The 26,594-nt window shown below is 62.6% G+C and carries 23 protein-coding genes; 15 read left to right on the forward strand and 8 right to left on the reverse strand.

Annotated elements, in window-relative coordinates:
• Positions 1-12: 12 nt before the first annotated feature.
• The 6 genes from BLT00_RS03975 (at position 13) to nahK (ending at position 7,690) form a co-directional block, all read left to right on the forward strand.
• Positions 13-1,326 carry a nitrous oxide reductase family maturation protein NosD gene (locus BLT00_RS03975; RefSeq protein ID WP_092141447.1) on the forward strand — a complete coding sequence of 438 codons (1,314 nt, stop codon included), beginning with the start codon at positions 13-15 and terminating at the stop codon, positions 1,324-1,326.
• Complete coding sequence (locus BLT00_RS03980; RefSeq protein WP_063321461.1) at positions 1,323-2,240, forward strand: ABC transporter ATP-binding protein; 918 nt, start codon at positions 1,323-1,325, stop codon at positions 2,238-2,240. Before BLT00_RS03975 ends, BLT00_RS03980 begins: the two co-directional genes overlap by 4 nt.
• Positions 2,237-3,067, forward strand: coding sequence for an ABC transporter permease (locus tag BLT00_RS03985; protein ID WP_092141444.1), 831 nt, complete (start codon positions 2,237-2,239; stop codon positions 3,065-3,067). The genes BLT00_RS03980 and BLT00_RS03985 overlap by 4 nt, the downstream gene beginning before the upstream one ends.
• A 30-nt stretch (positions 3,068-3,097) precedes the next feature.
• A complete protein-coding gene (locus BLT00_RS03990; protein ID WP_092141441.1) occupies positions 3,098-3,625 on the forward strand; it encodes a nitrous oxide reductase accessory protein NosL in 528 nt (175 codons plus the stop codon).
• A gap of 332 nt (positions 3,626-3,957) precedes the next feature.
• The gene (gene nosP / locus BLT00_RS03995; RefSeq protein ID WP_063321459.1) at positions 3,958-5,121 is read left to right on the forward strand and encodes a nitric oxide-sensing protein NosP; all 1,164 of its coding nucleotides are present in this window, start codon (positions 3,958-3,960) and stop codon (positions 5,119-5,121) included.
• On the forward strand, positions 5,051-7,690 hold the full coding sequence (gene nahK, locus BLT00_RS04000; RefSeq protein ID WP_092141438.1) for a hybrid sensor histidine kinase/response regulator NahK/ErcS': 2,640 nt from the start codon (positions 5,051-5,053) through the stop codon (positions 7,688-7,690). Before nosP ends, nahK begins: the two co-directional genes overlap by 71 nt.
• A gap of 159 nt (positions 7,691-7,849) precedes the next feature.
• Here nahK and BLT00_RS04005 read toward each other — a convergent pair whose 3' ends face one another.
• From BLT00_RS04005 to BLT00_RS04030, 6 genes are all read right to left on the reverse strand, one after another.
• Complete coding sequence (locus tag BLT00_RS04005; RefSeq protein ID WP_053122521.1) at positions 7,850-8,515, reverse strand: response regulator transcription factor; 666 nt, start codon at positions 8,513-8,515, stop codon at positions 7,850-7,852.
• A 59-nt stretch (positions 8,516-8,574) separates the two neighbouring features.
• Positions 8,575-9,108: a PQQ-dependent catabolism-associated CXXCW motif protein gene (locus BLT00_RS04010; protein WP_092141435.1), complete on the reverse strand. Its 534-nt coding sequence runs from the start codon at positions 9,106-9,108 to the stop codon at positions 8,575-8,577.
• A gap of 147 nt (positions 9,109-9,255) precedes the next feature.
• Positions 9,256-10,047: an ABC transporter permease gene (locus BLT00_RS04015; protein WP_063321456.1), complete on the reverse strand. Its 792-nt coding sequence runs from the start codon at positions 10,045-10,047 to the stop codon at positions 9,256-9,258.
• Complete coding sequence (locus tag BLT00_RS04020; RefSeq protein ID WP_092141432.1) at positions 10,044-10,775, reverse strand: ABC transporter ATP-binding protein; 732 nt, start codon at positions 10,773-10,775, stop codon at positions 10,044-10,046. Before BLT00_RS04020 ends, BLT00_RS04015 begins: the two co-directional genes overlap by 4 nt.
• Positions 10,772-11,761 carry a YVTN family beta-propeller repeat protein gene (locus BLT00_RS04025; RefSeq protein ID WP_092141429.1) on the reverse strand — a complete coding sequence of 330 codons (990 nt, stop codon included), beginning with the start codon at positions 11,759-11,761 and terminating at the stop codon, positions 10,772-10,774. Before BLT00_RS04025 ends, BLT00_RS04020 begins: the two co-directional genes overlap by 4 nt.
• Positions 11,762-11,788: 27 nt before the next feature.
• On the reverse strand, positions 11,789-12,955 hold the full coding sequence (locus BLT00_RS04030; RefSeq protein ID WP_092141426.1) for an ABC transporter substrate-binding protein: 1,167 nt from the start codon (positions 12,953-12,955) through the stop codon (positions 11,789-11,791).
• A gap of 286 nt (positions 12,956-13,241) precedes the next feature.
• Between BLT00_RS04030 and BLT00_RS04035 the strand changes: the two genes are divergently transcribed.
• Together BLT00_RS04035 and BLT00_RS04040 are read left to right on the forward strand one after the other, a co-directional pair.
• Positions 13,242-14,495 (forward strand): HAMP domain-containing sensor histidine kinase, encoded by a 1,254-nt coding sequence (locus tag BLT00_RS04035; protein ID WP_092141424.1) that lies wholly within the window; start codon positions 13,242-13,244, stop codon positions 14,493-14,495.
• Positions 14,495-15,133 (forward strand): response regulator, encoded by a 639-nt coding sequence (locus BLT00_RS04040; protein ID WP_092141421.1) that lies wholly within the window; start codon positions 14,495-14,497, stop codon positions 15,131-15,133. The genes BLT00_RS04035 and BLT00_RS04040 overlap by 1 nt, the downstream gene beginning before the upstream one ends.
• 165 nt (positions 15,134-15,298) lie before the next feature.
• Here the strand turns inward: BLT00_RS04040 and BLT00_RS04045 are convergent, their stop codons facing one another.
• Both BLT00_RS04045 and exaA read right to left on the reverse strand, forming a co-directional pair.
• A complete protein-coding gene (locus tag BLT00_RS04045) occupies positions 15,299-15,943 on the reverse strand; it encodes a pentapeptide repeat-containing protein (protein WP_092141418.1) in 645 nt (214 codons plus the stop codon).
• Positions 15,944-16,086: 143 nt separating this feature from the next.
• The gene (gene exaA, locus BLT00_RS04050; RefSeq protein ID WP_092141415.1) at positions 16,087-17,943 is read right to left on the reverse strand and encodes a quinoprotein ethanol dehydrogenase; all 1,857 of its coding nucleotides are present in this window, start codon (positions 17,941-17,943) and stop codon (positions 16,087-16,089) included.
• Positions 17,944-18,197: 254 nt separating this feature from the next.
• Between exaA and pedF the strand changes: the two genes are divergently transcribed.
• The 7 genes from pedF to BLT00_RS04085 form a co-directional block, all read left to right on the forward strand.
• Positions 18,198-18,659 (forward strand): cytochrome c-550 PedF, encoded by a 462-nt coding sequence (gene pedF / locus BLT00_RS04055; RefSeq protein ID WP_063321449.1) that lies wholly within the window; start codon positions 18,198-18,200, stop codon positions 18,657-18,659.
• Between the two features lie 5 nt (positions 18,660-18,664).
• On the forward strand, positions 18,665-19,540 hold the full coding sequence (locus tag BLT00_RS04060; RefSeq protein ID WP_092141412.1) for a substrate-binding periplasmic protein: 876 nt from the start codon (positions 18,665-18,667) through the stop codon (positions 19,538-19,540).
• A 10-nt stretch (positions 19,541-19,550) separates the two neighbouring features.
• Positions 19,551-20,309 carry a quinoprotein dehydrogenase-associated SoxYZ-like carrier gene (locus BLT00_RS04065; protein WP_092141409.1) on the forward strand — a complete coding sequence of 253 codons (759 nt, stop codon included), beginning with the start codon at positions 19,551-19,553 and terminating at the stop codon, positions 20,307-20,309.
• A gap of 16 nt (positions 20,310-20,325) precedes the next feature.
• On the forward strand, positions 20,326-21,255 hold the full coding sequence (locus BLT00_RS04070) for a quinoprotein relay system zinc metallohydrolase 1 (protein ID WP_092141406.1): 930 nt from the start codon (positions 20,326-20,328) through the stop codon (positions 21,253-21,255).
• Positions 21,256-21,639: 384 nt separating this feature from the next.
• Positions 21,640-22,743: an RHS repeat-associated core domain-containing protein gene (locus tag BLT00_RS04075; RefSeq protein WP_092141403.1), complete on the forward strand. Its 1,104-nt coding sequence runs from the start codon at positions 21,640-21,642 to the stop codon at positions 22,741-22,743.
• A gap of 408 nt (positions 22,744-23,151) precedes the next feature.
• Positions 23,152-24,927: a PQQ-dependent methanol/ethanol family dehydrogenase gene (locus tag BLT00_RS04080; RefSeq protein WP_092141400.1), complete on the forward strand. Its 1,776-nt coding sequence runs from the start codon at positions 23,152-23,154 to the stop codon at positions 24,925-24,927.
• Positions 24,928-25,231: 304 nt separating this feature from the next.
• Positions 25,232-26,594 (forward strand): aldehyde dehydrogenase family protein (locus BLT00_RS04085; RefSeq protein ID WP_092152510.1); only part of this gene is annotated, 1,363 nt, incomplete at its 3' end.

Below are 26,594 nucleotides of genomic sequence, written 5' to 3' on the forward strand. Positions count from 1 at the left end.
GAGACAGGCGCAATGACCGGGAATATGCAGCATCCAAACGTTCGTCGACTGGTCATTGCCCTGGTGTTCAGCCTGCTGTCGGGCGGCGTGCTCGGCGCGCCGCAGCCGATCACCGATTTGCCTTTGCAGGCCGAGGGCGACCAGCAATGGCGCCTGCCTGCAGGCCAGTACCGTGGCTCGTTCAGCATCGACCAGCCCATGACCCTCACGTGTGCGCCGGATGCGGTATTCCAGGGCCTGGGCGAGGGCAATGGCGTGATCATTCGCGCCCCGAACGTGCGGGTCCAGGGATGTACGTTCCTGGACTGGGGCCACGACCTGACGGCCATGAACGCGGCCGTGTTCATCCAACCGGTTGCCCAAGGCGCGGTGGTGCGTGGCAACCGGATGCAGGGCCAGGGCTTCGGTATCTGGGTCGATGGCACGCGGGACGTCAGCCTGATCGACAACCGCATCCAGGGCGACCCCAGCCTGCGCTCCCAGGACCGTGGCAATGGCATCCATTTGTATGCCGTACACGGCGCCCGGGTCATCGGTAACCAGGTGCGCGAAACCCGCGATGGCATCTACATCGATACCTCCAGCGGCAACCTGCTCCAGGGCAATGTCCTGGAGGACCTGCGCTACGGCGTGCATTACATGTTCGCCAACGATAACCGCCTGCTGGATAACGTCACCCGGCGTACTCGCACCGGTTATGCCTTGATGCAAAGCCGCCAGTTGACGGTCATCGGCAATCGCTCCGAACAGGATCAGAACTACGGGATCCTGATGAACTACATCACCTATTCGACCCTGCGCGACAACTTCGTCACCGACGTGCGCGACGGGTCCACCGGCGACACCATGATCACTGGCGCCGAGGGCAAGGCCCTGTTCATCTACAACTCACTGTTCAACCGCATCGAAGGTAACCATTTCGAGCGCAGCGCCGTGGGTATCCACCTGACGGCGGGCTCGGAGGATAACCGCATCGCCGGCAATGCCTTCGTTCACAACCAGCGCCAGGTCAAATACGTGGCCACGCGGTTGCAGGAATGGTCGGTGGATGGCCGCGGCAATTACTGGAGCGACTACCTGGGTTGGGATCGCAATGGCGATGGCTTGGGCGATGTCGCCTATGAACCCAACGACAACGTCGATCGCCTGCTGTGGCTGTATCCCCAGGTGCGCTTGTTGATGAACAGCCCGGGGATCGAACTGCTGCGTTGGGTGCAGCGAGCCTTCCCGGTGATGAAATCCCCCGGGGTGATGGACAGCCATCCGCTGATGGAAACGCCTGTCCAGCCCCCGCCACGCAACAGTGCCCAGGAGGACGCGTCTTGAACGTCGTCGAGATCGAAGGCGTCAGCCAGTACTATGGCGATGTCGCCGTGCTGCGCGGGCTGGACTTGAACCTGGCCCAGGGCGAAGTGCTCGGCCTGTTCGGGCATAACGGTGCGGGCAAGACCACCACGATGAAGCTGATCCTCGGTTTGCTGCGGGCCAGCGAGGGGCAGGTGCGTGTCTTCGGCCGCGCGCCCAGTGACCCGAGCGTGCGGCAGATGCTCGGTTATCTGCCCGAGAACGTGATGTTCTATCCGCAATTGAGCGGGCTGGAAACCTTGCGCCATTTTGCCCGGCTCAAAGGCGCTGCACCGGAGCAGGTGCAGCGTTTGCTGGAAGAGGTCGGGCTGGCGGGTGCCGCGACACGACGCGTGAAGACGTATTCCAAGGGCATGCGCCAGCGTCTCGGCCTGGCCCAGGCGCTGCTCGGCCAACCGCGCCTGTTATTGCTGGATGAACCGACCGTGGGCCTGGACCCCATCGCCACCCAGGACCTCTATCAGTTGCTCGACCGCCTGCGTTGGCAGGGCACCAGCATCATTCTCTGTTCTCATGTCCTGCCTGGCGTGGAAGCTCACATCAACCGCGCCGCGATTCTCACCCGGGGTCGCCTGTTGGCCCTGGGCAGCCTGGCCCGCCTGAGGGAGGACGCCGGGTTGCCGACGCTGATCCGCGCCTCGGGCCTGTCGCGGGCCGATTGGCTTCGCCAGCATTGGCGCAGTGAAGGGCACGCCACCCAAGGCTGGGGCGCCGAGGGGGTACAGGTGTCCGCGCCGGATGGCAGCAAGCTTAAATTGCTGCGCCAGTTACTGGCCCAGGATGACCCGTCGGATGTCGAGATCAAGCCGCCGTCGCTGGAGGATTTGTACCGTCATTACATGGTCCGTGCCGCGGCCGAGGAGACCCGCCTATGAATCCGGTCTGGAACATGGCTCGCAAGGAATTCAGCGATGGCCTGCGCAATCGCTGGTTGTTGGCGATCAGTCTGTTGTTCGCGGTGCTGGCGATCGGCATCGCCTGGCTCGGCGCGGCGGCGTCCGGTCAACTGGGGTTCACCTCGGTGCCGGCCACGGTGGCGAGCCTGTCCAGCCTGGCGACCTTCCTGATGCCGCTGATTGCCTTGCTGTTGGCCTATGACGCGATTGTCGGCGAGGACGAGAGCGGCACCTTGCTGCTGTTGCTGACCTACCCGTTGGGCCGCGGACAATTGCTGCTGGGCAAGTTCGTGGGGCACGGCTTGATCCTGGCCCTGGCCACCTTCATCGGTTTTGGCTGCGCGATGCTGGCTATCGCCCTGTTGGTGGACGATGTCCAGTTGAGCCTGCTGCTCTGGGCCTTCGGTCGCTTCATGGTGTCCAGCACGCTGCTGGGCTGGGTGTTCCTCGGGTTGGCCTATGTGCTGAGCAGCTTGTCGGCAGAGAAATCCACCGCGGCCGGATTGGCGCTGGGGGTGTGGTTTTTCTTCGTGCTGGTGTTCGACCTGGCGTTGCTGGCATTGCTGGTGCTGAGCGAAGGGCGCTTCAGCCCGGAACTGTTGCCATGGCTGCTGCTGTTCAACCCTACCGACGTGTATCGGCTGATCAACCTGTCCGGGTTCGATGCGGCGTCCAGCGGCGCCGCGGTGCTGACCTTGGGCAGCGACCTGCCGGTGTCGGCGCCTTTGCTCTGGCTGTGCCTGGGCCTGTGGATGGCGGCGCCGTTGTGGCTGGCCTATCGGTTGTTCAATCGCCGGTGCCCGTGAATTTCAATCTTGATAAGGGAGCATGCAACGATGAACAGGGTGTATTTCAAGGCGGGTCGCCTTTGGGTCGGGGTATTGATGTGCCTGGCACTGGCGGCTTGCGGCAAGGCCGAGCCACCCGCGGCCAGCGAGGCGGCGCTGGCGTTCCATCCCGGTGACGAGTGCCATGTGTGCGGCATGGTCATCACTGACTTTCCCGGGCCCAAGGGCGCGGCGGTCGGGGCAGGGGGCGTAAAGAAATTCTGCTCGCCGGCGGAGATGCTGGGCTGGTGGTTGCAGCCGGAAAACCATCGGGCCGACGTCAAGCTGTATGTCCACGACATGGGCCGCAGCCATTGGGACACACCGGATGACGCCCACCTGATCGACGCCCGGACCGCCTACTTCGTCATCGGCAGCGGGCTCAAGGGCGCCATGGGCGTTGTCCTGGCTTCGTTCTCCGACCCCCAGGCGGCACAAAAACTCGCCAGCGATACCGGTGGTCGGGTGCTGCGCCTGGAAGACATCGACCAGAAACTGCTGGGGCAGGCGACCGCCATGTCGCCGATGAGTCACTGATATTGCCTGCACACCGAACCGCCTTTGTGGTGAGGGGATTTAGCGAAACGTCGCACCGCCCCGCTGGGCTGCGAAGCAGCCCTGAGACTTGACAGCGCGCTGTGTCAGGTTGACTGCATTCAATTTGCTTGGGGCTGCTTCGCAACCCAGCGGGAGCAAGCTCCCTCGCCACAAAGGTATTCCATATCAGGGGTGTAGATGTTGGCGGCGGCGTCGTGTGCGCCGATCTTCTCATCCCATGGAAGCGTCCACCCGCTACCCAAGTAGCATACGTCGACTCGACGCGGCTTCGTACACTCAGGGCTCCTATCACGCACCCGTCGGAGGCGAAGATGCAGCAGGCCCAGAGCGAAGGTGTGGTGAGCGCCATGTCCCAGGCCACGGACGTCCAGCAGGTGGCCCAGGAGTTGGCGCGGCAGTTGTTGCACCCGCACCTGGGCTTCGTGCTGTTTTTCTGTTCCGCCGAATATGACCTGCCGGCCTTGGGCCAGGCGCTGTCCCAGAGTTTCGGTGGGATTCGCCTGGTGGGCTGTACCAGCGCCGGTGAAATCACCGCGCAAGGTTATGGTCGCAACTGCGTGACGGCGGTGGGTTTCGATCACCGGCACTTTTCCATCGCCGCCGAACTGATCGGCGAGATGGAGCACTTCAGCCTGATCGACGCCCAGCAAATGGTCGAGCGTCTGGCGAGTGGCTGTCGCAGCAACGCCCTGGCCCCGATCAAGGGCCACAGCTTCGCCTTGACCCTGCTCGATGGCCTGTCCAGCCGCGAGGAAATGGTGCTGGCAGCCTTGAGCGCCGCGCTGGGAGACATCCCGCATTTCGGCGGGTCGGCCGGCGATGACAACTACCTGACTCACACCCACGTGTACTTCGAAGGCCAGTTCCACAGTGGCGCGGCCGTGGTGGTGCTGATCAACACCTGGCTGGAATTCGAAGTCTTCACCACCCATCACATCCTGCCCCGGGAGGAGAAATTGGTGGTGACCGGCGCCGACAGCGCCTCGCGACGGGTCTACGAGCTCAACGCCGAACCCGCCGCCGAAGAATACGCCCGGCACATCGGCGTGCCGGTGAGCGCCCTCGACTACCGGGTCTTCGCCGCCCATCCACTGGCGGTGCGCATCAACGACCAGTACTACGTGCGCGCCATCCAGCAGGTGCATCCGGACTTGAGCCTGAGTTTCTACTGTGCGGTGGAGAACGGCATTGTCCTCACCGCGATGACGCCCGGTCCTTTGCTGCACAACCTGCAAACGCTGTTCGACGGTTTGCAGGCACGCCTCGGCGACTTGCTGCTGACCATCGGCTGCGATTGCTTTCTCCGGCGCCTGGAGCTGGAAGATCGCGGCGGCCTGGAGCAGATCGGCCAGTTCCTGCGCGAACAACGGGTGATGGGGTTCAACACCTATGGAGAACAGTTCAATGGCATGCACATCAACCAGACGTTCACCGGAGTTGCCATTGCCCGACATCGCGTCCCCGGCCATCGCTGAGCTGCAGGCCCAGCTCGCTGCCCAGCAGCATGAAAACCGCAAGTTGCGGCGCATCAATGAGGCGCTGATCGAACGGGTGGAGTCCGGCGTAACTCGGGGCAACGACCCGTATGCGGCGTTCCAGCACTCGGTGGTGCTGGCTGAGCAGGTGCGTGAGCGCACCGATGCCCTGAACCAGGCCATGGCCGAACTCAAGGCCGGCAATCACTTGCTGGGCGAGGCGCGGCTGCGGGCGGAAACCGCCCATCGGCACCTGATCGATGCCATCGAAAGCATCTCCGATGCGTTTGTGCTGTTCGACGAGCAGCAACGCATTGTCCTGTTCAACAGCCGCTTCAAGGCCTTCTGGGCCAACAGCCGGGTGCGCATCATCGCCGGCATGCGCCTTTCCGAGGTCAAGCGCTTGATGACCGCCAACGGGCTGTTCAGCGAAGAGCCCCGGGGCCAGGCCGACGAGCATGTGCTGTATCGCTTGCAGAACGGACGTTGGTTGCAAGTCAGCGAGCGGCCGACCCAGGAGGGCGGGCGGGTGATCCTGTTTACCGACATCACTGACGTCAAGCTCAGCGAAACCGTGCGTCGCGAGCAGGCCATCGCGCAGAAATCCCACCTGTTGCAGCGGGCGGTGGACAACCTGTCCCAGGGCGTGGCGATGGTCAATGCCCAAGGCGTGCTGGAGCTTTGGAACCGGCGCTTCCTGGAACTCAGCGGCTTGGCTCCGGTAGCGGCCCACCGGCCGTTCAACGAAGTGATTGCCGACAGTGAGTTGCAACTGCTGACCCCGGCCAGTCGCGACAGCAACGGCCGGCTGATCCACGAATCCGAGCAGCGCCTGTCCGATGGCCGGGTCCTGGAGATCCGAACGCATCCCTTGCCCACTGGCGGCTACGTCAACACCTTCACCGACATCACCGAACGCTACCAGCACGCCGAAGCCCTGAGCGAAAGCGAGCGCTGGATCCGCCTGATCACCGACCATGTGCCGGCGCTGATCGCCTACCTCAACGCCGACCTGGTCTACGAGTTCACCAACAAGGTCTACGAGCAATGGTATTGCTGGCCCCGTGGCGTGATGCTCGGCCAGAGCCTGCGCGAGGCCCACAGCGAGCAGCATTACCAGCGCCTGGAAGCCTACGTGGCCCGGGCGTTGGCGGGGGAGAGCGTGACGTTTGAGTTCGCCGAGACCAACATCAACAACCAGGAGCGCTACATGCTGCGCTCCTATGTACCCAACCGCCTGGCCAACGGTGAAGTGGTGGGGATTTTCGTGCTGATCCGCGACATCACCGAACGCCGGCGCACCGCCGAAGCGCTGCACCAGGCCTACCAGAACCTGGAACAGCGGGTCCAGGAACGGACCGCCGAACTGACTACGCTCAATGACCAGTTGCTGCGCGAGATCGACGAGCGCAGCCGGGTGGAATTGCGCCTGCGGGAGGCCAAGCGCGAGGCCGAGCAGGCCAACCTGTCGAAGACCAAGTTTCTCGCAGCGGTCAGCCATGACCTGCTGCAACCGCTCAACGCTGCCCGGTTGTTCACCAGTGCCTTGCTTGAGCGCCGCGAGCCGGTCGCCAACGCGCAACTGGTGCGTAACGTCAGCAATTCGCTACAGGACGTGGAGAACCTGCTGGGCACCCTGGTGGACATCTCCAAGCTGGACGCCGGGGTGATCAAGGCCGACGTCGCGCCGTTCGGCCTCAGTGAGTTGCTCGACAACCTGGCCGCCGAATACGCCCAGATCGCCCGCAGCGAAGGGCTGGAGCTGCACTTTGTCGGTTGTTCGGTGCTGGTGCGCAGCGACATGCAATTGCTCGCGCGGATCTTGCGCAACCTGCTGAGCAACGCCATTCGTTACACTCCCAGCGGGCGGGTGGTGCTGGGTTGCCGGCGACACCGCCAACGCGTGTCGATCCAGGTCTGGGACAGCGGCATCGGTATTGCCGAGAACCGCCTCGAGGAAATATTCCAGGAGTTCAAGCGTGGCGACGTGCAACGCCCGAACCAGGACCGTGGGTTGGGCCTGGGCCTGGCGATTGTCGAAAAAATCGCCGGGATCCTCGGGCACCGGATCCAGGTGCGCTCTTGGCCGGGCAAGGGCTCGATGTTCTCCATCGACGTGCCGCTGAGCGCCACCGCGCCCAAGCCGCTGCCGTGCCTGGACATGAGCGAGCCGATGCTCGAACGCCTGCGCGGGGCACGGGTCTGGGTGCTGGATAACGATGCAGCGATCTGCGCCGGCATGCGTACGTTGCTGGAGGGCTGGGGTTGCCAGGTAGTGACCGCGTTGTCGGAACAGGACCTGGCCCGCCAAGTGGACAACTACCATGCCGAGGCCGACTTGTTGATCGCCGATTATCATCTGGACAACGATCAGAATGGCGTCGATGCGGTGGCCAGGATCAACGCCCGCCGGGCCTCACCGATCCCGGCCATGATGATCACCGCCAACTACAGCAACGAACTCAAGCAGCAGATCCGCGAACGCGGGCACACCCTGATGCACAAGCCGGTGCGGCCGATGAAGCTCAAGATTGCGATGAGTCATCTGTTGGATCCCTCCCGATCTTGAGCCGAACACTGTTGTGGCGAGGGAGCTTGCTCCCGCTGGGCTGCGAAGCAGCCCCCTTCGCGCGCCACCCTGATTATCGGTGTTGTTGCAGACTTTTCAGGGCCGCTGCGCGCCCCAGCGGGAGCAAGCTCCCTCGCCACAGGGATTCATGGCGCCTGTTCAGCGCCGCAAATAAGCCCCGAAATCAATATCCCCGGCACTGAGGATCGCCTGCACCCGGTTGTGCACGTTGAGTTTGCGCAGGATCGCCGAGACGTGGGCCTTGACCGTGGTTTCAGCGATGTCCAGGGTGTAGGCGATCTGTTTGTTCGACTCGCCCTTGGTCATGCGTTCGAGCACCAGCAGTTGCTTGCGGGTCAAGGCCTGGAGCAGTTCCGGCGGGAATGCCGGGGTTTCGTTCAGGCGGCGGCCCATCGGGCTTTTTTGCGTGCGAATGATGTCGGGCGGCAGGTACACGTTGCCGTTGAGGATCTGCTCGATGGCGTCGGTCATCTGCGAGCGTGGCGAGGATTTGGTGATGAAGCCCACCGCACCATAGGTGATGGCCTGCAGCACCACCTGTTTGTCCTGCTCGGCGGAGACAATCACCACGGGAATGGTCGGTGCCTCGTTGCGCAGGTTGATCAGGCCATTGAGCCCGTGCATGCCGGGCATGTTCAGGTCCAGCAGGATCAGGTCCAGGTCGTCGTGCTCGGCAGTCAAGGCCAAGGCGCTGTCCAGGTCGGCGGTCTCCATGACCTCGCTGCCAGGAAAACCGTCGCTGATGACGTTGTGGATGGCTTCGCGAAACAGTGGGTGATCGTCGGCTATCAGGATTTTATACATGGCCATTCACCTCGTTATTGTCGTGTGGGGCAGGGCAGTTGCACGCACTTCTTGCAAGATCAGGGAAAAGGTTCGGGCCGGGCCGCTTGCAGGGGCAGGTTGGCCGCCTCCCAGGCATCGAGGCCATCGCGATACCAGTACACATGGTTATAGCCCATGGCAGTGGCGCGTTTTACCGCGTTCCAGCTCAGCCAGCAATCGGCGCGGCAATAAAAGACCAACGGTGAATCCAACCGCCCGCCGGTGGCCGTGCGCAGGTGATGGCTGAAGTAGTCCTGCCAGGTCGGGTCGAGGTCGCCGTCACCGGTATTGGCCAGCCACAGGCTGCCCGGGAGGTTGGCGTGGGGTTCGTTGTCGATGAAACGCCCTTGGACCCACGGCCGGCGATAAACGTCGATCAGCACCGGGGGCGAGGCTTGCTCAAGCAGCTGTTGCAGGGCCTGGGTATCGAGGGTCTGGGCGCCGTCGACAGTGGCGGGCGTCGGGCTGCGGTATTGGGCGATGCGATAACCCTGCGCCGAAAACAGCGCGGTATCGGCCTGCGCGACATTCAGCGCCAGGCCCAGCAGGAGGATCGCCAGCAAACGGGGCATAGGATTTATCCTTTTTGTTATGCGCCCATTACATGCCAGGGTCGAGGTCTTGTGAATGCGACCATAGACAGGAAAACCAGTACTAAAGTAGTAATTTTGGCCATGAGCCCTGCACAGAACCCCCGTGGGATATGGGTATGGGGCAATTCAATTGGCCTTGCGCAACGCCGCATGCTGCGGATTGAACGTCCACACCGCCAACAGCGCGAACACCAGGGTCAACCCCACGCACACCGCCATCGCCAGCAGGTTGAACTGCTCGTACAGCGCAAAACGCACCAACTCCACGCCGTGGGTGAACGGGCTGACCGAGCAAAGCCAGTACAGCCAAGGGCTGGCTTCCTGCATTTTCCACAGCGGGTACAGCGCCGAAGACAGGAAGAACATCGGGAAGATCACGAAATTCATCACCCCGGCGAAGTTTTCCAGTTGCCGGATGGCATTGGACAGCAACAAGCCCAGGGCGCTGAGCATCAGGGCCACCAGCAACAGGGCCGGCAGGGCCAGCAGCAGGCCCATGGTCGGTGGCTGGATGCCGTACAGCCAGGCGATAGCGAGAAAGGCATAGACCTGCAACAGTGAGATCAGCGAGGTCGCCAACAACTTGCTCGCCAGCAGGAAAGCCCGGGGCAAGGGGCTGGTGAGCAACACGCGCATGCTGCCCATCTCCCGGTCGTAGACCATCGACAGCGAGCCCTGCATGCCGTTGAACAACAGGATCATGCAGGCCAGCCCGGGCACGATATACACCTCGTAGGGGATGTAGGTGTCGTAGGGCGCGATGATGGCGATGCCCAGTGCCGCGCGAAAACCGGCGGCGAACACCAGCAGCCACAGCAGGGGCCGTACCAGGGCACTGAGCAGCCGTGTGCGTTGCAGCACGAAGCGCAGCCATTCGCGCGTCACGATGCCGCTGAAACATTGCCAGTACGCATTCATGGCCCGACTCCCGTGGTGGTCAAGCGGGTGAAGGCCGAACCGAGGGTGCCCCCATGTTCCAGGCTCACCGCGTCGGCCTGTCCGCTGGCGACCAGACGGCCCTGGTGCACGATCAACAGGTCGTCGCTGGGCTGCACTTCGTCGAGCAAGTGAGTGGTCCAGAGCACGCTGATGCCTTGCTCGCTGCACAGTTGCCGGATGTGCAGAGCCAGGGCGAGGCGGCTGGCCGGATCGAGGCCGACGCTGGGTTCGTCGAGCAGCAGCAGGTGCGGTTCGTGGAGCAGGGCGCGGGCGATCTCAACCCGGCGTCGATGGCCACCGTTGAGGTCGCGTACCCGCTCGTGGCGGCGCTCCGTCAGGTGCTGGCGGGTCAGTTCGGCGTCGATGCGGGCGCTGCCCTGGCGCCGCGAAAAACCGTGCAGCGCCAGGTGATAGCGCAGATTCTGTTCAATGCTCAGGTCCAGGTCCAGCGTGCTCTGTTGGAACACCACACCCAACTGGCGCAGGGCCGGTCTTGGTGATTTCTGCAGGGAATGACCGCCGATGTGGATCTCGCCACGTTGCAGGTCGTACAGGCGTGTGAGCAGGGCGATCAGCGTCGACTTGCCGGCACCGTTGGGACCCAGCAGCGCGGCGAAACGGCCTGCGGGCAGGCTGAAGTTCATCTGCTTGAGAGCTTCGCGCGCGCCATAGGCAAAGCTCAGGTCGCTGACCTCCAGGGCGTTCATGGCGTGACCACCACGCCCCAAGGGTAGCGCCCGACTTTCACCGACTTCAGGACCTTGCGGCTTTCTACATCGATCACCGAGACATCGCCGCTGACGCCGTTGGTCGCCAGCAGCTGCTTCTGGTCCGGGGTGAACGCCAGTTGCCAGACCCGTCGGCCCACCAGCAGGTAATCCAGCACTTCGAAGGTCTTGGCGTCGATCACCGCCACATGGTTGGCCGGGCCCAGGGCGACGAACGCCAGCTTGCCGTCGGCGCTGAGCTTGATGCCCACTGGTTGGACCTTGTCCGGGTGCACGCCCTTGATTTGGAACGTCAGGGTCTTGAGCACCTGGCGCGTGGCGACGTCGAGTACGGTCAACGTGCCGCCGATCTCCGCCGAGGCCCAGAGCTGCGTACCGTCGCGATTGAACTCGACGAAACGTGGCCGCTGGTCCACCAGGGTGTTGTCAGCCAGGGTCTGGGTGCTGGTGTCGATCCAGTGCAGCATGTTCGTGGTTTCACTGGTGTTGACCGCCCACTTGCCGTCAGGGCTGACGGCCATGCCCTCGGGTTCGACACCCACGCCGATCTGGCCCAGCACTTCGGAAGTCTGGGTGTCGATCACCGTGACTAGGGCATCGTCTTCGTTGGAGACATACAGCCAGCGGTCGTTGGGGTGCAGGGCGAACTGCTCCGGGTCCTTGCCGGAAGGCAGTTCCTTGATGATCTTGCGGGTGGCGACGTCCATCACCTGGACCCGGTCCGAGTCGCTGGCGCAGATGTACAGCAGGCGATTGTCGTGGGACAGCAGCAGGCCCCGGGGGCGCTGGCCAACCGGCAGGGTCTCGATGACTTCCAGGCTCTGCATGTCGATCAGGCTCAGGCTGTTGTCCTTCTCGTTGGAGACCCAGGCGATGCTGGCGGCGGCGGGGCCGGCAGCCAGCAGAACAGCGCCCAGGGCAAGGACTTGGCAGAGCAGGGCCGGTTTGAACAGCGGGCGGCACATGGCGGTTTTCCTTATTGTTGTTTTCGGTCAGGGGTAACGGCAGCTCACTTCGGGCCGGTCATAACCCAGGCTGTCCATTTCATTGGAAGGGTGGAGAAAACCGTCCTGGGGCGAGGTGCTGACCAGTGCCCGGGGCTGGACCAGGGGAATCGGTTGGCGCAACTGGCCGTTCCAGGGCCGGTAGCTGAGCTTGCGACCCTTGAAGCCGTCCAGGGGCAACTGGTCGCTGAGGGCCAGTTGGCGAATGGCGAGCGGGTCGTCCTGACGCAACTTGCTCACGGCGCTGGCGATGCTGCGCACGGCGATCCAGGCAGCAAAGTCGCGGTCGTTCATCCAGCGTCCGGCCAGGGCTTCAAAGCGTTTTTGCAGTTGCGCCGCGCCGTAGGTTTCCACGGTCTTGTGCCAACCGGTGGGCGTCAGCCCTTGGGTGCCGGCCACCGGGCGTGGGTACCAGGTCTGGTAGGGCAGGTATTCACCGAAGTCGCCGCGCTCATCGGCCACCAGCACCACGTCGTACTCGGCGGTCTGGGTGAACAGCGGCATGTCGGCCTGGGCGCTGCGGCGCTGGTCGTTGTCGAACTGCCAGGCCTTCTCGGCGACGATCTTCATGCCGAAGCGTTTCATGGCCCGGCGCAATGCGGCGGCATAGGCCTGGTCCTCGGGCGTCTGGCCGACGATCAGCAAGGCCCGCTGCCATTTACGCACGACGCTGAACTGCACCAGGGCATCGGCGAGCATGGCGCGGTCGGGCAGGCTGTGCAGCACGTTGCCCAGGCAGTCGGTGGTGCGCAGGCTGTCGTCGGGGCTACCGGCGTTGAACAGCAGGCTGTCGGGCAGGGCGGCGCTGAGTTGGCGCAGGCTGGCGGCCGGTGCGTTGACCACGAACAGCCGCAGGCCCTGGTCATGTTGGGTCCGGGCGGCCTGGAGCAGCGCTTCGGGAGTGTCGACGCTGGTGCTTTCCAGGCGGTAGTCGTGCTTGAGAAAACGCCCGGTGCTGCTGCTGTCGACGATCGCCAATTCAGCGCCGCGCAACCCGGCATCGGCCGGTTCGGCAATGACGTTGGATAGCAACGGGCCCGGATCGGGACGGTAACCCAGGTAGCCGATGCGCACTTGCAGCGGCGTGGCATCGCCCGCGTGAGCAGTTGCCGCTGCCAGCAGAGAAACCAGGGCGTAACTGACGAGCCGGCGCATGACATCCTCCATTGCAGGTAGCGCCAGCATAGAAAGCCCAGGGGCATGGGGAAATATGCAGAAAGTACCGCCGGTGCAGTACCAAGGTAGTAACTCACCTTGGAGGTCGGGGTTTTAGCATGCAGGCATCGTCATTGACCAGGAGGGGGCAGACCATGCGGATTCTCAAAGCGCTGCTGTTGCCGTTTCTGCTGATCCTGAGTTTGATCGGGGTTGACCGTCCCAAAACCGGGAAACCCCCGCTCCCACAGGGTGTAGGTGTCAATTCAGGGCTGGAGCGCTAGCCATGTCAGCCCTCTGGCGCATCAACCTCTGGGTCTCCGCCTTTTTCGCCCTGGTCACCCTGGCCTGTGCAGTCCTGCTGCTGCACCAGGCCATGGCCGATGTGAAACGAGAGCTGCAATCGGCCGAATCGGTGGTGCATTACCTGCGCGAAACCGCCGAGCGCGATCCGGCCAGTCTCCAGCCGCGGTTGACCGGCAGCCTGCGGCATGTGCGGGTCCGTTGGCTGGCCCCTGGGGAGTTGTTCCCGGCGAATGAATCCGGAATGAAGGCCTGGCTCGGCCGCCGGTTACTGGATGACGGACCCGCGGCTCAGGTGGTGGATTTGCCGGACGGTCGGCGGGCCTGGATTGCCGTCGACCCTCGCGATGAAATCGACGAGATTCTCGATTCCTTGGTGCAACTGTTGTACGTCTGTGCCCTGGCGCTGTCGCTCAGCCTGTTGGTGATTCGTTGGGGGGTACGCCGGGGCATGCGCTTGCTCGATGAGCTGCTGCATGCGTTGCGTCAGGTCTCAGCCGGGAACCTGCAGGTGCGCCTGGGCACTGAGGGTGTCCCGGAGGCGCAGCATCTGGCGGGGCATTTCAATCGCATGACCGCTGCGCTGGCCGAGGCCCAGGCCGATAACGCCCGGCTTACCCAGGCCTTGCTGGCCGTGCAGGAACAGGAGCGTACCCAGCTGGCCCAGACCCTGCACGACGACTTGGGCCAATACGTGGCCGGCATTCGTGCTCGCGCCTGCCTGCTGCGGCTGTTGATGGATCAGCCGCTGGCGCTGGAGCAGACCGTCAGCCAGCTCGAAGAGCATTGCGAGCATTTGCAATCGGGTTTCCGGGCACTGGTGCATGACTTGTACCCAGTGGTGTTGCAGTACCTGCCATTGTGCGAGGCCATCAGGCTATTGGCCGGGCAATGGCAGGCCAGCCAGGGCATCACCTGTCAGGTGTGGATCGACAAAACACTGCCGTCCTTGTCCGGTCCGGACAAGACCCACTTGTATCGTTTGTTGCAGGAAGCGTTGACCAACGTTGCCCGGCATGCCGGCGCCACGCAGGTGCGGATACGCCTGCAACACCGCGCCGGGCGCCTGCGGTTGCTGGTGCGCGACAACGGTTGTGGAGCGACGCAACCATCGCGCGCCGGTGTCGGCTTGCACTCGATGTCCGAGCGGGCGCGCAGCCTGGGCGGTGAGCTGCGCATCCTCAGCCAGGCTGGCGCCGGTTGGGCGCTGGCCTTGAATATCCCCCTGGAGGCGTGATGAACATTCTGTTGGTGGACGACCATGCGGTGGTTCGGCAGGGCTATGCCAGCCTTTTGCGGGTGTTGATGCCGGACCTGCAGGTCCGCGAAGCGGCGACCGGTGAGGAGGCGTTGAGCCAGGTGCAGGAGCAGGTGCCGCATCTGGTGATCATGGACTTCGGCCTGCCCGGTATCAGTGGCTTGGAAACCACCCGCCGGCTACGCCATCGCCTGCCGCAACTGCGGGTGCTGTTTTTCAGCATGCACGATGAATTGCCCTTGGTGCGCCAGGCATTGGACGCTGGCGTCGCGGGCTACCTGACCAAGAATTCGGCACCCCAGGTGCTGGTCGACGCGGTGCGGCGAGTGCTGGCCGGGCATGTCTACATCGAGCAATCCCTGGCCACGCAACTGGCCTGCACCCGTTCGCGCCAGGATGTCGACCCGCGGCTGCAATGCATGACTCAACGGGAGTTGGAGATCTTTGTCATGCTCGCCAAGGGCACCCCCGCCCGCACCATTGCCGAACAGCTGTGCATCAGCGCCAAGACCGTGTCCAACCATTTGACGCTGCTCAAGAGCAAGTTGCAGGTCAGCTCCCATGCCGAGCTGGTGCACTTGGGGATCGATATGGGGGTGGTGCGGGTGGCGGGGTGAATCCCAGGTTCATTGTGGCGAGGGAGCTTGCTCCCGCTGGGGCGCGAAGCGGCCCTGAAACCAGGCACCTCGGTAGGACGGATTGACTGAGTTGGCCGGCGGAGGGGGGCTGCTGCGCAGCCCAGCGGGAGCAAGCTCCCTCGCCACAGGGGGTTGTGGCAATCCTTACTGATCCCAGGAAGTCGGGCAACCGGTACAGCCCTCCATATTCGCATCCTGGAAATTCCCGTAGTGCTGGCGAGAACCGCTCAGGTTGGCCTGTTCCAGGTTGCTTTCGCCGAGCTTGGCTTCCTGCAGGTTGGCGTCGCGCAGGTCGGCGCCCTTGAGGTCGGCCTTGCTCAGCCAGGCCATTTCCAGGTCAGCGGCCTGCAGGTTGGCACCCTGCAGGTGCGCGCCGGACAAGCGGGCGAACTGAAGGTAGGCGGCGGTCAGGTCGGCGCGTTGGAACTGCGTGCCTTGGGCGAACAGACCCCAACCCTGGATCGCCTTGAGCGTGGCGCCGCTGAAGTCCGCCAGGCGCAGGTTGCTTTGTTGCAGGCTGGCACGGGTCAGGTTGGCGCCCTGCAGTTGGGCTTTCTCGAGGTTGGCCAGGTCCAGCCGTGCGTGCCGCAGGTCGGCGTCGCGCAGGTCGGCACCGCTGAGGTTCATTTTGCGCAGGTCCTGGTTCGCCAGTTTTGCACCGCGCAGGTTGGCGCCGGGGCATTGGCTGGATTCGGCGATGAGGCAGCCGTTGAGGGTGAGCGGGGTGTCGGTCTCGTCGGCGTTGGCAAAGGCGCCAACGAACAAAAGCAGCAATGACAAGCATCTCATGGCATGAGCTCGGGCAATTGTGGGAGCTTGCTCGCGATAGCGCCATGTCAGTCAACATGAATGCCAGCTGAACCACCGCTATCGCGAGCAGGCTCGCTCCCACAGGGGATTGTTGTATCGATTAGGATTCAGGTGGGATTGGGCTATTTCTGCGCCGTCGCCTTATCCCAGCTCGGAATCTTGAACACCCAGAACGACCCACCCTGGGCCACCGGCTTGGTCAGTTCGGCCATGTCGCCGCCCCACAACGGTACGGCACCACCGTAGCCGACGGTCACGCCGATGAATTGCTCGCCGTCCTGCTCCCACGTGATGGGTGGGGAAACGATGCCGCTGCCGGTCTGGAACTTCCAAAGCTCCTTGCCGGTTTTCGCATCAAAGGCCTTGAAGAATCCGTCGCCGGTGCCGGTGAACACCAGGTTGCCCTTGGTCGCCAGTACTCCGGCCCACAGTGGCAGCGGTTCCTTGTGCTCCCAGACTACCTTGCCGGTGGTGGGGTTCATCGCCCGCAGGCTGCCAACGTGATCGTCGTACATGCGCTTGATGCGAAAACCCATGCCGAGGTAGGCCGAGCCCTTCTTGTAGTTCACTTCCTCGGTCCAGTATTCCTCTTTCCACTGGTTGCCGGGGACGTAGAACAAGCCGGTGTCCTGGCTGTAGGCCATGGGATTCCAGTTCTTGCCGCCGAGGAAGGGCGGCGAGACTTCCACCGGCTTGCCCTTGGTTTCACCCGGCAATGGCTTGGCCGGACGCTGGCCGGGGTTTTCCACCGGGCGGCCGGTCTTGAGGTCGATGTGGCTGGCCCAAGTGATGTTGTCGACGAACGGGAAGGCGTTCTGCAGCTTGCCGTTGTTGCGGTCCACCACGTAGAAGAAACCGTTGCGGTCGGCGTGGGCGGTGGCTTTGACCACCTTGCCGTCCTTGTCCTTGTAGTCGAACAGCACCAGCTCGTTGTTGCCGGAGAAGTCCCAGGCGTCGTTGGGCGTGTGTTGGTAGAACCACTTCACTTCGCCAGTGCTTGGGTCGACACCCACCTGGCCGGAGGTGTAGAGGCTGTCGTAATCGTGAGGGTTGCCATCCTTGGCCGTGCGCGCCCAGGTGTTCCACGGGCCAGGGTTGCCCGCGCCGACGATGATGGTGTTGGTCTCGGCGTCGAAACTGGCGCTCTGCCAAGGTGCGCCGCCGCCGTGGCTCCAGGCTTCGACCTTGCCGGTTTCAGTGGTCTTGTCGTCGGGCCAGGAGGGCGCCTTGACATCGCCCGTCGGGGTGCTGTCCTTGCCGTTGAGGCGGCCCATGTGGCCTTCGACGAACGGGCGCATCCAGACTTCTTCGCCGGTATCGGGGTCGCGAGCGAACAACTGGCCGACCACGCCGAACTCATCGCCGGAACTGCCATGGATCAGCAGGACCTTGCCACTGGTCTTGTCCTTGATCAGCACCGGCGCCCCGGTCATGGTGTAGCCGCCGGCGTGGTCGCCGAACTTCTTGTTCCACACCACTTTGCCGGTGTTCTTATCCAGGGCGACGACTCGCGCGTCCAAGGTGCCGAAGTAGATCTTGTCGCCGTAGATGGCCGCGCCACGGTTGACCACGTCGCAGCACGGGCGAATGTTGTCCGGCAGCCGGTGGTTGTAGGTCCACAGGCGCTTGCCGGTCTTGGCGTCGAGGGCGAATACCCGCGAGTACGAGCCGGTGACGTACACCACGCCGTCGCTGACGATGGCCTGTGATTCCTGGCCGCGCTGCTTCTCGTCGCCGAATGAGTAGGACCAGGCCGGGGTCAGCTTGAACACGTTCTTGTCGTTGACCTGGGCCAACGGGCTCCAGCGCTGGGCGTTGGTGCCCATGCCGTATTGCAGCACGTCCTGGGTGGTCAGGTGGTCGTTGGCGATGTCTTCCCAGGTGACGGCAGCGCTCGCCAACGGACTCGTTGACAGACTGCCAGCCAGCAGCAAGGCGACCGTCAGGGAGGAGAGGGCGGGTAGCGTTTTTATTCTCATGGTGGCAGTTCCCAGTGAAAGGTTTTGGCCTGACTAGGGTGAGTGGTGCCACGACCCGGCCGATACGGAAAAAGTCCCGCCCTTGCCGGGAAGACTTCCCAAACCGCCTGTCTTTACGACCTGCGTCGGATGGCCTGCTACCAAGGAACTAGATCCCGGCCACCAAAGCAGCATTCGGCTGGGGCAGGGCGGTTCCTAAGATGACGGCACGGCTTCTTCACAGAGGTCTTGCGTGCAATCCAGAGGGCATAACAATGACAACAAAACGCAACGCCATCATCGCTACCGCACTGCTGATGGGGCTGACCGGCGCAGGCTCCGCATGGGCCCATGGCAACGTAGTGCCCCAGGCAGTGGAAACCAAGGGATTGACCCCGATCAAGGACACCAACCTGCCGCTGGACGGTGATGGTTGGGCCGCCCAGAACCCCTATCGCAGTTCCCCCGAGCGTGACAAAGCCATAGAAATCGGCGCTTCGGCCTACAACCAGAACTGCGCCGCGTGCCATGGCCTGGAGGCCAAGTCGGGCGGCATCGCCCCGGACCTGCGGATGCTGGACGCCGCCGAAGCCGGGGATGAATGGTTCGTCGAGCGCGTACGTCACGGCGCGGTGCGCGACGGCCGAGTCTACATGCCGAAAATGGCCGACTACCTGAGCCAGGAAGCCTTGTGGGCGGTGCGCACCTATCTCGACAGCGTACACGTCGAGGAGTGATCGCCATGCGCCTGTTCGCGTGGGTGATGTGCAGCCTGCTGCTGTGTGGCCAGGCGGCGCAGGCGCAGGTGCGCAGCTATGATCAGATAATCGCCGCCGGAGAGTTGAAAGTGGCGGTCTACAAGGATTTCGCCCCTTACAGTTTCGAAGACCAAGGCCAGCCCCGGGGCGTCGACGTGGAGCTAGCGCAGGCATTGGCCAAGGCCATGGGCGTGCGTCTGACATTGATGTGGGCGCCTCCCGGCGAGAAGCTTGATGACGATTTGCGCGATTACATCTGGCGCAGCAGCCCGCTGCACGACCGACAACTGGCCGACCTGATGATGCGTGTGCCGTACGACCACGACTACGTGCAGAAGCGCAACGACATCGGTGAGCTGGAAAATGCCCAAGTGGTGATGTTCGGACCTTATCAGCAGGAATGTTGGCAGGTGGCATATGACCGCCGCCGACTGGATTCGGTGGGCAGTGTCGCAGTGTTCCAGCAACACCCCATCGGGGTGGAAGTCGACAGTGTGCCGTCGTTCTACCTGACCTCGGTGTTCAACGGCATGCTCAGTGCCAAGACCCGCCATTACCCCAGCGTCGCCAAAGCTTTCGGGGCCATGCAGGCCGGGGAGGTGGACGCCGTCATGGCCATGCGCGGTGAGGTCGATTGGCAAGTGCACGAGGCGGCTGATCCGCAACTGGCGCTGGCGGAAAACGCCTACCCGAACATGGGCAAGCAACGTTGGGAAATCGGCATGGCGGTGCATGAAAGCAACCGTCAGTTGGCCTATGCGGTGGAAGAGGCGCTGGAAGGCTTGATCCGCGACGGCAGCGTCAAGACTCTTTATGCCCATTACGGCCTGCGTTACGAAGTGCCGGAGATGTATCAATAGGAGCGCAGGGATGAAATGGGCCATGTGGTGCCTGCTGTGGTGCGGCCTGCCGACGATTGCGCTGGCGGCGGTCGAACCGGGGAAGGACCCGGTGCCGTCGGTGATGTGGGCCTTCTATCACAAGCAACTGCTGGGCGATGCGCCGTTCGTGTTCGATGAACGGGTGCGCCTGCTGGCGCCACCCTTTGCCGAAGACGCACGCCAGGTGCCACTGGAAATCGATGCCCGGGCCTTCACTGGCGACGTCGTACGGGTGCTGGCCTGGGCCGAACTGAACCCGTTGCCGAAAATCGTCGACTTCCAACCAGGGGCGCGTGTGCTGCCCTGGTTGTCGATCCGTATTCGTATCGAACAAGCCACGCCGCTGCGTGCTGCCGTGCAGACCCGCGATGGCCTGTGGCACGTCGGCTCGACCCTGATCGACGCGGCCGGTGGCGGCTGCACCGCGCCCAGCGTGGTGCGCACCCAGCCAGGTTGGGAGGAACACTTGGGCGAGGTGCTAGGCGCCCGCTATCCCCGGGGCGATTCGAGCCGCCTGCGCTTGCAGGTCGCTCATCCGATGGATAACGGCCTGGTGAGCGGCATCCCGGAGTTTTTCCTCAACCAGGCGCAACTGCTGGACGCCGACGGCCAGGTGCTGGCGCGCCTGGAGCTGTTCCCGGCGGTCAGTGAAAACCCCAACCTGGGCTTCGACATCCGAGGCCCGGGCCAGACCCGCCTGCTGCTGCGCGACAACAGCGGCAATACGTTCGAGGCGGCGATCCCCTGACCACAAGGAGCGCGCCATGCGCTGGTTGTTGCTGATGTTCCTGAGCCTGTGCTGGCCGACGTGGGCCGGGACGGACTACGCGCTCAAGCCCCGGCAGATCGCCGAAGGCACCTGGCTGCTGGAAGGCAGCACCGAGAATTTTGCCAAGGCCAACGGCGGCAACATCGTCAACACCGCGTTCATCGTCACCGATGCCGGCGTGGTGGTGATCGACACCGGGCCGTCGAAGCGCTACGGCGAAGCCCTGCGCCAGGTCATTGCGGCAACGACGGATAAGCCGGTGATCCAGGTCCTGCTGACCCATCATCATCCCGATCACGTACTGGGCAACCAGGCCTTCAGCGACGTCCCCATCGGCGCCTTGGCCGGGACCACGGACCTGCTGCGCCAGCAGGGCGACGCCATGGCGGAGAACATGTACCGGCTGGTGGGCGACTGGATGCGCGGCACCGAGGTGGTGCTGCCCACCCAAGCGTTGACGCCCGGTGTGCTCAAGGTGGGCAATCACGCGTTGCGGCTGCTGCAACTGGCCGGACACACCGGGGCCGACCTGGCGATCCTCGACGAAACCACGGGCGTGCTGTTCGCCGGCGACCTGGTGTTCTACGAACGCGCCCTGACCACCCCCAACAGCCCGGGGCTGGAGGTCTGGCTCCAGGACCTCGACACCTTGCAGGCCTTGCCCTGGAAACAGATCGTGCCCGGCCACGGCCCAGTGGCGACCGGCGCCCAACCCTTTGCGCAGATGCGCGATTACCTGGGCTGGCTCGACCAACTGATGCGCGACGGCGCGGCGCGGGGCGATGACATGGCCGAGATGATCCGCAGCCCCATTCCCGAGCGCTTTGCCGGGATCAGCCTGAGTCGTTATGAGCTGATTCGCAGTGTCAGCCATCTCTATCCGCGCTATGAGCGGGCGGGGATGAAGCGGGTGGACGCCCAATGACCGTTGGCTGAGCAAATCCTCTGTGGCGAGGGGATTTATCCCCGCTGGGGCGCGAAGCGGCCCTCTATCTTCTGCCGACTATCGGGGTGACTGGACGGGCTCATGGGGCTGCTGCGCAGCCAGCGGGGATAAATCCCCTCGCCACAAAGGGAGGTGCTCGCCTAACTGAGGCCACATTGCCGAACTGTGTTTAGCAGAGTTTTTTAAAAATCAGCAGGTTGTGATTTTTTTCATGAAGGCTTGCTCCCGCAGGGCTGCGCAGCTGCCTGAAGCATCCAAAAGCGCGGTGTTCCAATTCGCTAACCTAACAGTTCTGTTAGTAGTCGCCTGATGCAGTACCCACTACCCTTCAGTTGCACGTCAAAACTTACTAGGTGTCATCCTATGCCTACCCAACACGAATCGTTGCTCTGTCGATACCATTACGACCCGCTCGACCGTTTGATCGGCTGTACGTTGCTGAACGGGCCTGAATCACAGCGTTTCTACTGCAGAAAGCGCCTGGTCACAGAGATTCGAGGCACGATAAAAAATTCAATATTCCAATACAACGACCAGCTACTCGCGCAACAGTGTCATGGCGTTAAGTTTGACACTGCGCTGCTGATAACCGATTGCCAGCGGTCGGTGTTGCACACGCTCAGTGAAAACAGCCAGCGACAACCTATCGCCTATTCACCTTACGGCCATCGCCCCATTGAACGCGGTATAGCCAGTTTGCTGGGGTTCAACGGCGAACGAGCGGATCCGGTGACCGGGCATTATTTATTGGGTAATGGGCGTCGGGCGTTCAGCCCGGTGTTGATGCGATTTAACAGTCCAGACAGTTTTAGTCCGTTTGGGGAAGGTGGACTAAATGGATATGCATACTGCTTGGGCGACCCGATTAATAGATGCGATCCTACAGGGAACAACCCACTGGAATGGTTAGGCCTGAAAACAACGCACGTGGGTGAAGGTCTTTGGACAAAGAAAGGGGTCACCAGCTTTAAAGGAAAACGTGCGTTAAAAAGAATTAACGCTTTAGATGAAGAGATTGAGGAGATTAAACGTGATGCTCAGAGGCAGCTCTTCCAAGCAGATAACAAGGTATTGAACCCGGGGGGCGGCCCCCAAAAAAACACCACGCCACAAACCGGAATCCGACTTGATAACCTTGCTTATAAGGCGGCGCGCCCTGAAAACCATCCGTTTTCTTCACTGGCAGGCAAAATCCTAGAACCTCATTTAGAGCCGATGCAGCGCCAAGCGGCCATCGAACAAACTAAGCATCGTGGTATCTTCGAACATTTGGAGAAGAAGGTGTTACCGGATAGAAACGAGTATCTTGCAGACGCCCTAGAAGACAACAGTCTAAAGTTCGACGAGGAAATAGTTGATGCATATAAACTTAGGCTGCGATTGTATGCACTGAAAGCGAGGTCTGAGTCTGGTTTGGTTGCAGAGCAAAACCGAATTCGCGATAAATACTTGACTTATTTTCCTTGAGGGCATCGCCCCGGAAATAGTTGAATCCGTATCGCGCTAGACTGCAATCAGCCACATTTCAAGAGGTTGCTACATTGGTGAAGGAACGTAACCGAGCTCACGCATAAAGTACTTGCGCGTGGATAGAAAGACCTTAAGCAGACTGCATTGGACAGATGCCCAAGAAGTTGTGGTTTTTTACCGACGAGACCGCCGCACAAACGTCAGGGTGCTCAAATAAGAGGGAGCAGTTGCTCATTCCCTCTCCACGGGGGCGTTGCGTTGGCCGACCAAGCCGCCTTTGACATGTACCAAGGAACTAGAAAACTCAACACTGCGGGCAATTGTTGCCAGCGGCCCTGGGGCCAAGAATCTGCGACAGACCGGGAAAATTTCCCGGGTATAACAATAACCGCAGAGGTAGCCGTCATGAGTCAACCCGCACGTCGCCAACCGTTCGCCGTGAGCCTGCTGCTCAGTGCCATGCTGCTGTCCGGTTCGGTCCTTGCAGCCGTGACCGATCAGGAAATTCTCCAGGACCCGAAGAACCCCGAGCAGATCGTGACCAACGGCCTGGGCGTCCAGGGCCAGCGCTATAGCCCGCTCGACACCCTCAACACCGACAACGTCAAGGACCTGCGGCCGGTCTGGGCGTTTTCCTTCGGTGGCGAAAAGCAGCGCGGCCAGCAAGCCCAGCCGATGATCAAGGACGGGGTGATGTACCTCACCGGTTCTTATTCACGGGTGTTCGCGGTGGATGCGCGCACCGGCAAGAAACTGTGGCAATACGATGCGCGCCTGCCCGATGACATCCGCCCTTGCTGCGACGTGATCAACCGTGGCGTGGCGCTGTATGGCGACCTGGTGTTCTTCGGCACCCTCGACGCCAAGCTGGTGGCCTTGAACAAGGACACCGGCAAAGTGGTGTGGAGCAAGAAGGTTGCCGACCACAAGGAAGGCTACTCCATCAGCGCCGCGCCGTTGATCGTCAATGGCAAGCTGATCACCGGCGTGGCCGGTGGCGAGTTCGGTGTGGTGGGCCAGATCAGTGCCTATGATCCGAAGAACGGTGACCTGTTGTGGACCCGTCCGACCGTGGAAGGCCACATGGGTTACGTCTACAAGGACGGCAAGGCCGTCGAGAATGGCATTTCCGGCGGCGAGGCGGGCAAGACCTGGCCGGGCGATCTCTGGAAAACCGGCGGTGCCGCACCTTGGCTGGGCGGCTACTACGACCCGGAAACCAACCTGCTGCTGTTTGGCACCGGTAACCCGGCGCCGTGGAACTCCCACCTGCGTCCTGGCGACAACCTCTATTCGTCGTCGCGCCTGGCCCTGAATCCGGACGATGGCACCATCAAATGGCACTTCCAGAGCACGCCTCACGACGGCTGGGATTATGACGGCGTCAACGAGCTGATCTCGTTCAACTACAAGGAAGGTGGCAAGGACATCAAGGCGGCAGCGACCGCCGACCGTAACGGCTTCTTCTACGTGCTCGACCGCACCAACGGCAAGTTCATCCGCGGCTTCCCGTTTGTCGACAAGATCACCTGGGCCACTGGCCTGGACAAGGATGGACGGCCGATCTACAACGAGGCCAGCCGTCCGGGTGCGCCGGGCAGCGAAGCCAAGGGCAGTTCGGTGTTCGTCGCACCGGCCTTCCTCGGCGCGAAAAACTGGATGCCGATGGCCTACAACCAGGACACCGGGTTGTTCTACGTGCCGTCCAACGAATGGGGCATGGACATCTGGAACGAAGGCATCGCCTACAAGAAAGGCGCGGCGTTCCTCGGCGCCGGTTTCACCATCAAGCCGCTGAACGAGGATTATATCGGCGTGCTGCGGGCCATCGACCCCAAGACTGGCAAGGAAGTCTGGCGCCACAAGAACTTCGCGCCGCTGTGGGGCGGGGTTTTGACCACCAAGGGCAACCTGGTGTTCACCGGCACGCCTGAAGGGTTCCTGCAGGCGTTCAATGCCAAGACCGGGGAAAAGGTCTGGGAATTCCAGACCGGCTCCGGCGTGCTCGGTTCGCCCATCACCTGGGAAATGGACGGCGAGCAATACGTCTCCGTGGTCTCCGGCTGGGGCGGCGCGGTGCCGCTGTGGGGGGGCGAGGTGGCCAAGCGCGTGAAGGACTTCAACCAGGGCGGGATGCTCTGGACCTTCAAGTTGCCGAAAGCGTTGGTGGCCAAACGCTGATATCCGCACTGAACCGTGGCGAGGGAGCTTGCTCCCGCTCGGCTACGAAGCAGTCGCCAACCCGGCGGGCCAGTTTTTCGGCCATGAACCGAGGTAAGGGGAGCGCTTCGCACTCCAGCGGGAGCAAGCTCCCTCGCCACAAAGGTATCTGCGATGGGTTCACGTTCGCGGATGCCTTGCTCTGAATCTACGACCAAATAACGAGAGTCCCCCTGCCAACGACGCATTCGTCCGCCGCGCGGGGCTCTCTACCATCGGTCTATCGCCTGTCCCGCGACAGGCATCGACCAGGCAGAGGCCCATCATGATCTACGCACAACCCGGAACTCCAGGCGCCGTCGTTTCCTTCAAGCCGCGCTATGGCAACTTCATCGGCGGCGAATTTGTCGCGCCGGTCAACGGCGAATACTTCACGAACACGTCTCCGGTCAATGGCGAAGTCATTGCCGAATTCCCGCGTTCCAGCGCCGCCGACATCGACAAGGCCCTGGATGCCGCCCATGCCGCGGCCGATGCCTGGGGCAAGACCTCGGTGCAGGACCGTTCCCTGGTGCTGTTGAAAATCGCCGATCGTATCGAGCAGAACCTGGAAATCCTCGCTGTCAGCGAGACCTGGGACAACGGCAAGGCCGTACGCGAAACTCTCAATGCCGACGTGCCGCTGGCGGCCGACCATTTCCGTTATTTCGCCGGCTGCATCCGCGCCCAAGAGGGTGGGGCGGCCGAGATCAACGAACTGACCACGGCCTATCATTTCCACGAGCCGCTGGGCGTGGTCGGGCAGATCATCCCGTGGAACTTCCCGCTGCTGATGGCCGCCTGGAAACTCGCCCCGGCCCTGGCTGCCGGTAACTGCATCGTGCTCAAGCCGGCTGAACAGACGCCGCTATCGATCATGGTCTTCATCGAGCTGGTCGCCGACCTGCTGCCGCCCGGCGTGCTGAACATCGTCCATGGTTTCGGTCGCGAGGCCGGCGAAGCCCTGGCCACCAGCAAGCGCATCGCCAAGATCGCCTTCACCGGTTCCACCCCGATCGGCTCGCACATCATGAAATGCGCCGCCGAGAACATCATTCCGTCCACCGTGGAACTGGGCGGCAAATCGCCGAACATCTTCTTCGAAGACATCATGCAGGCCGAGCCGGCCTTCATCGAGAAAGCCGCCGAAGGCCTGGTGCTGGCGTTCTTCAACCAGGGCGAAGTCTGCACCTGCCCATCCCGGGCCCTGGTGCAAGAGTCGATCTACGCGCCGTTCATGGCCGAGGTGATGAAAAAGATCGCCAAGATCAAGCGTGGCAACCCGCTGGACACCGAGACCATGGTTGGCGCCCAGGCGTCCGAGCAGCAATTCGACAAGATCCTGTCGTACCTTGAAATTGCCCAGCAAGAGGGCGCCGAGCTGCTTACTGGCGGTGCTGCCGAGCGACTCGAGGGGGATTTGTCGAGCGGCTATTACATCCAGCCGACCCTGCTCAAGGGCCACAACAAAATGCGTGTGTTCCAGGAAGAGATCTTCGGCCCGGTAGTGGGCGTGACCACCTTCAAGGACGAAGCCGAAGCCCTGGCGATCGCCAACGACACCGAGTTCGGCCTCGGTGCCGGCCTGTGGACCCGCGACATCAACCGCGCCTACCGCATGGGCCGGGCGATCAAGGCCGGTCGCGTGT

Origin of the sequence: Pseudomonas sp. NFACC51, from assembly GCF_900103575.1 — a bacterium.
Lineage (GTDB): Bacteria > Pseudomonadota > Gammaproteobacteria > Pseudomonadales > Pseudomonadaceae > Aquipseudomonas > Aquipseudomonas fluorescens_Q.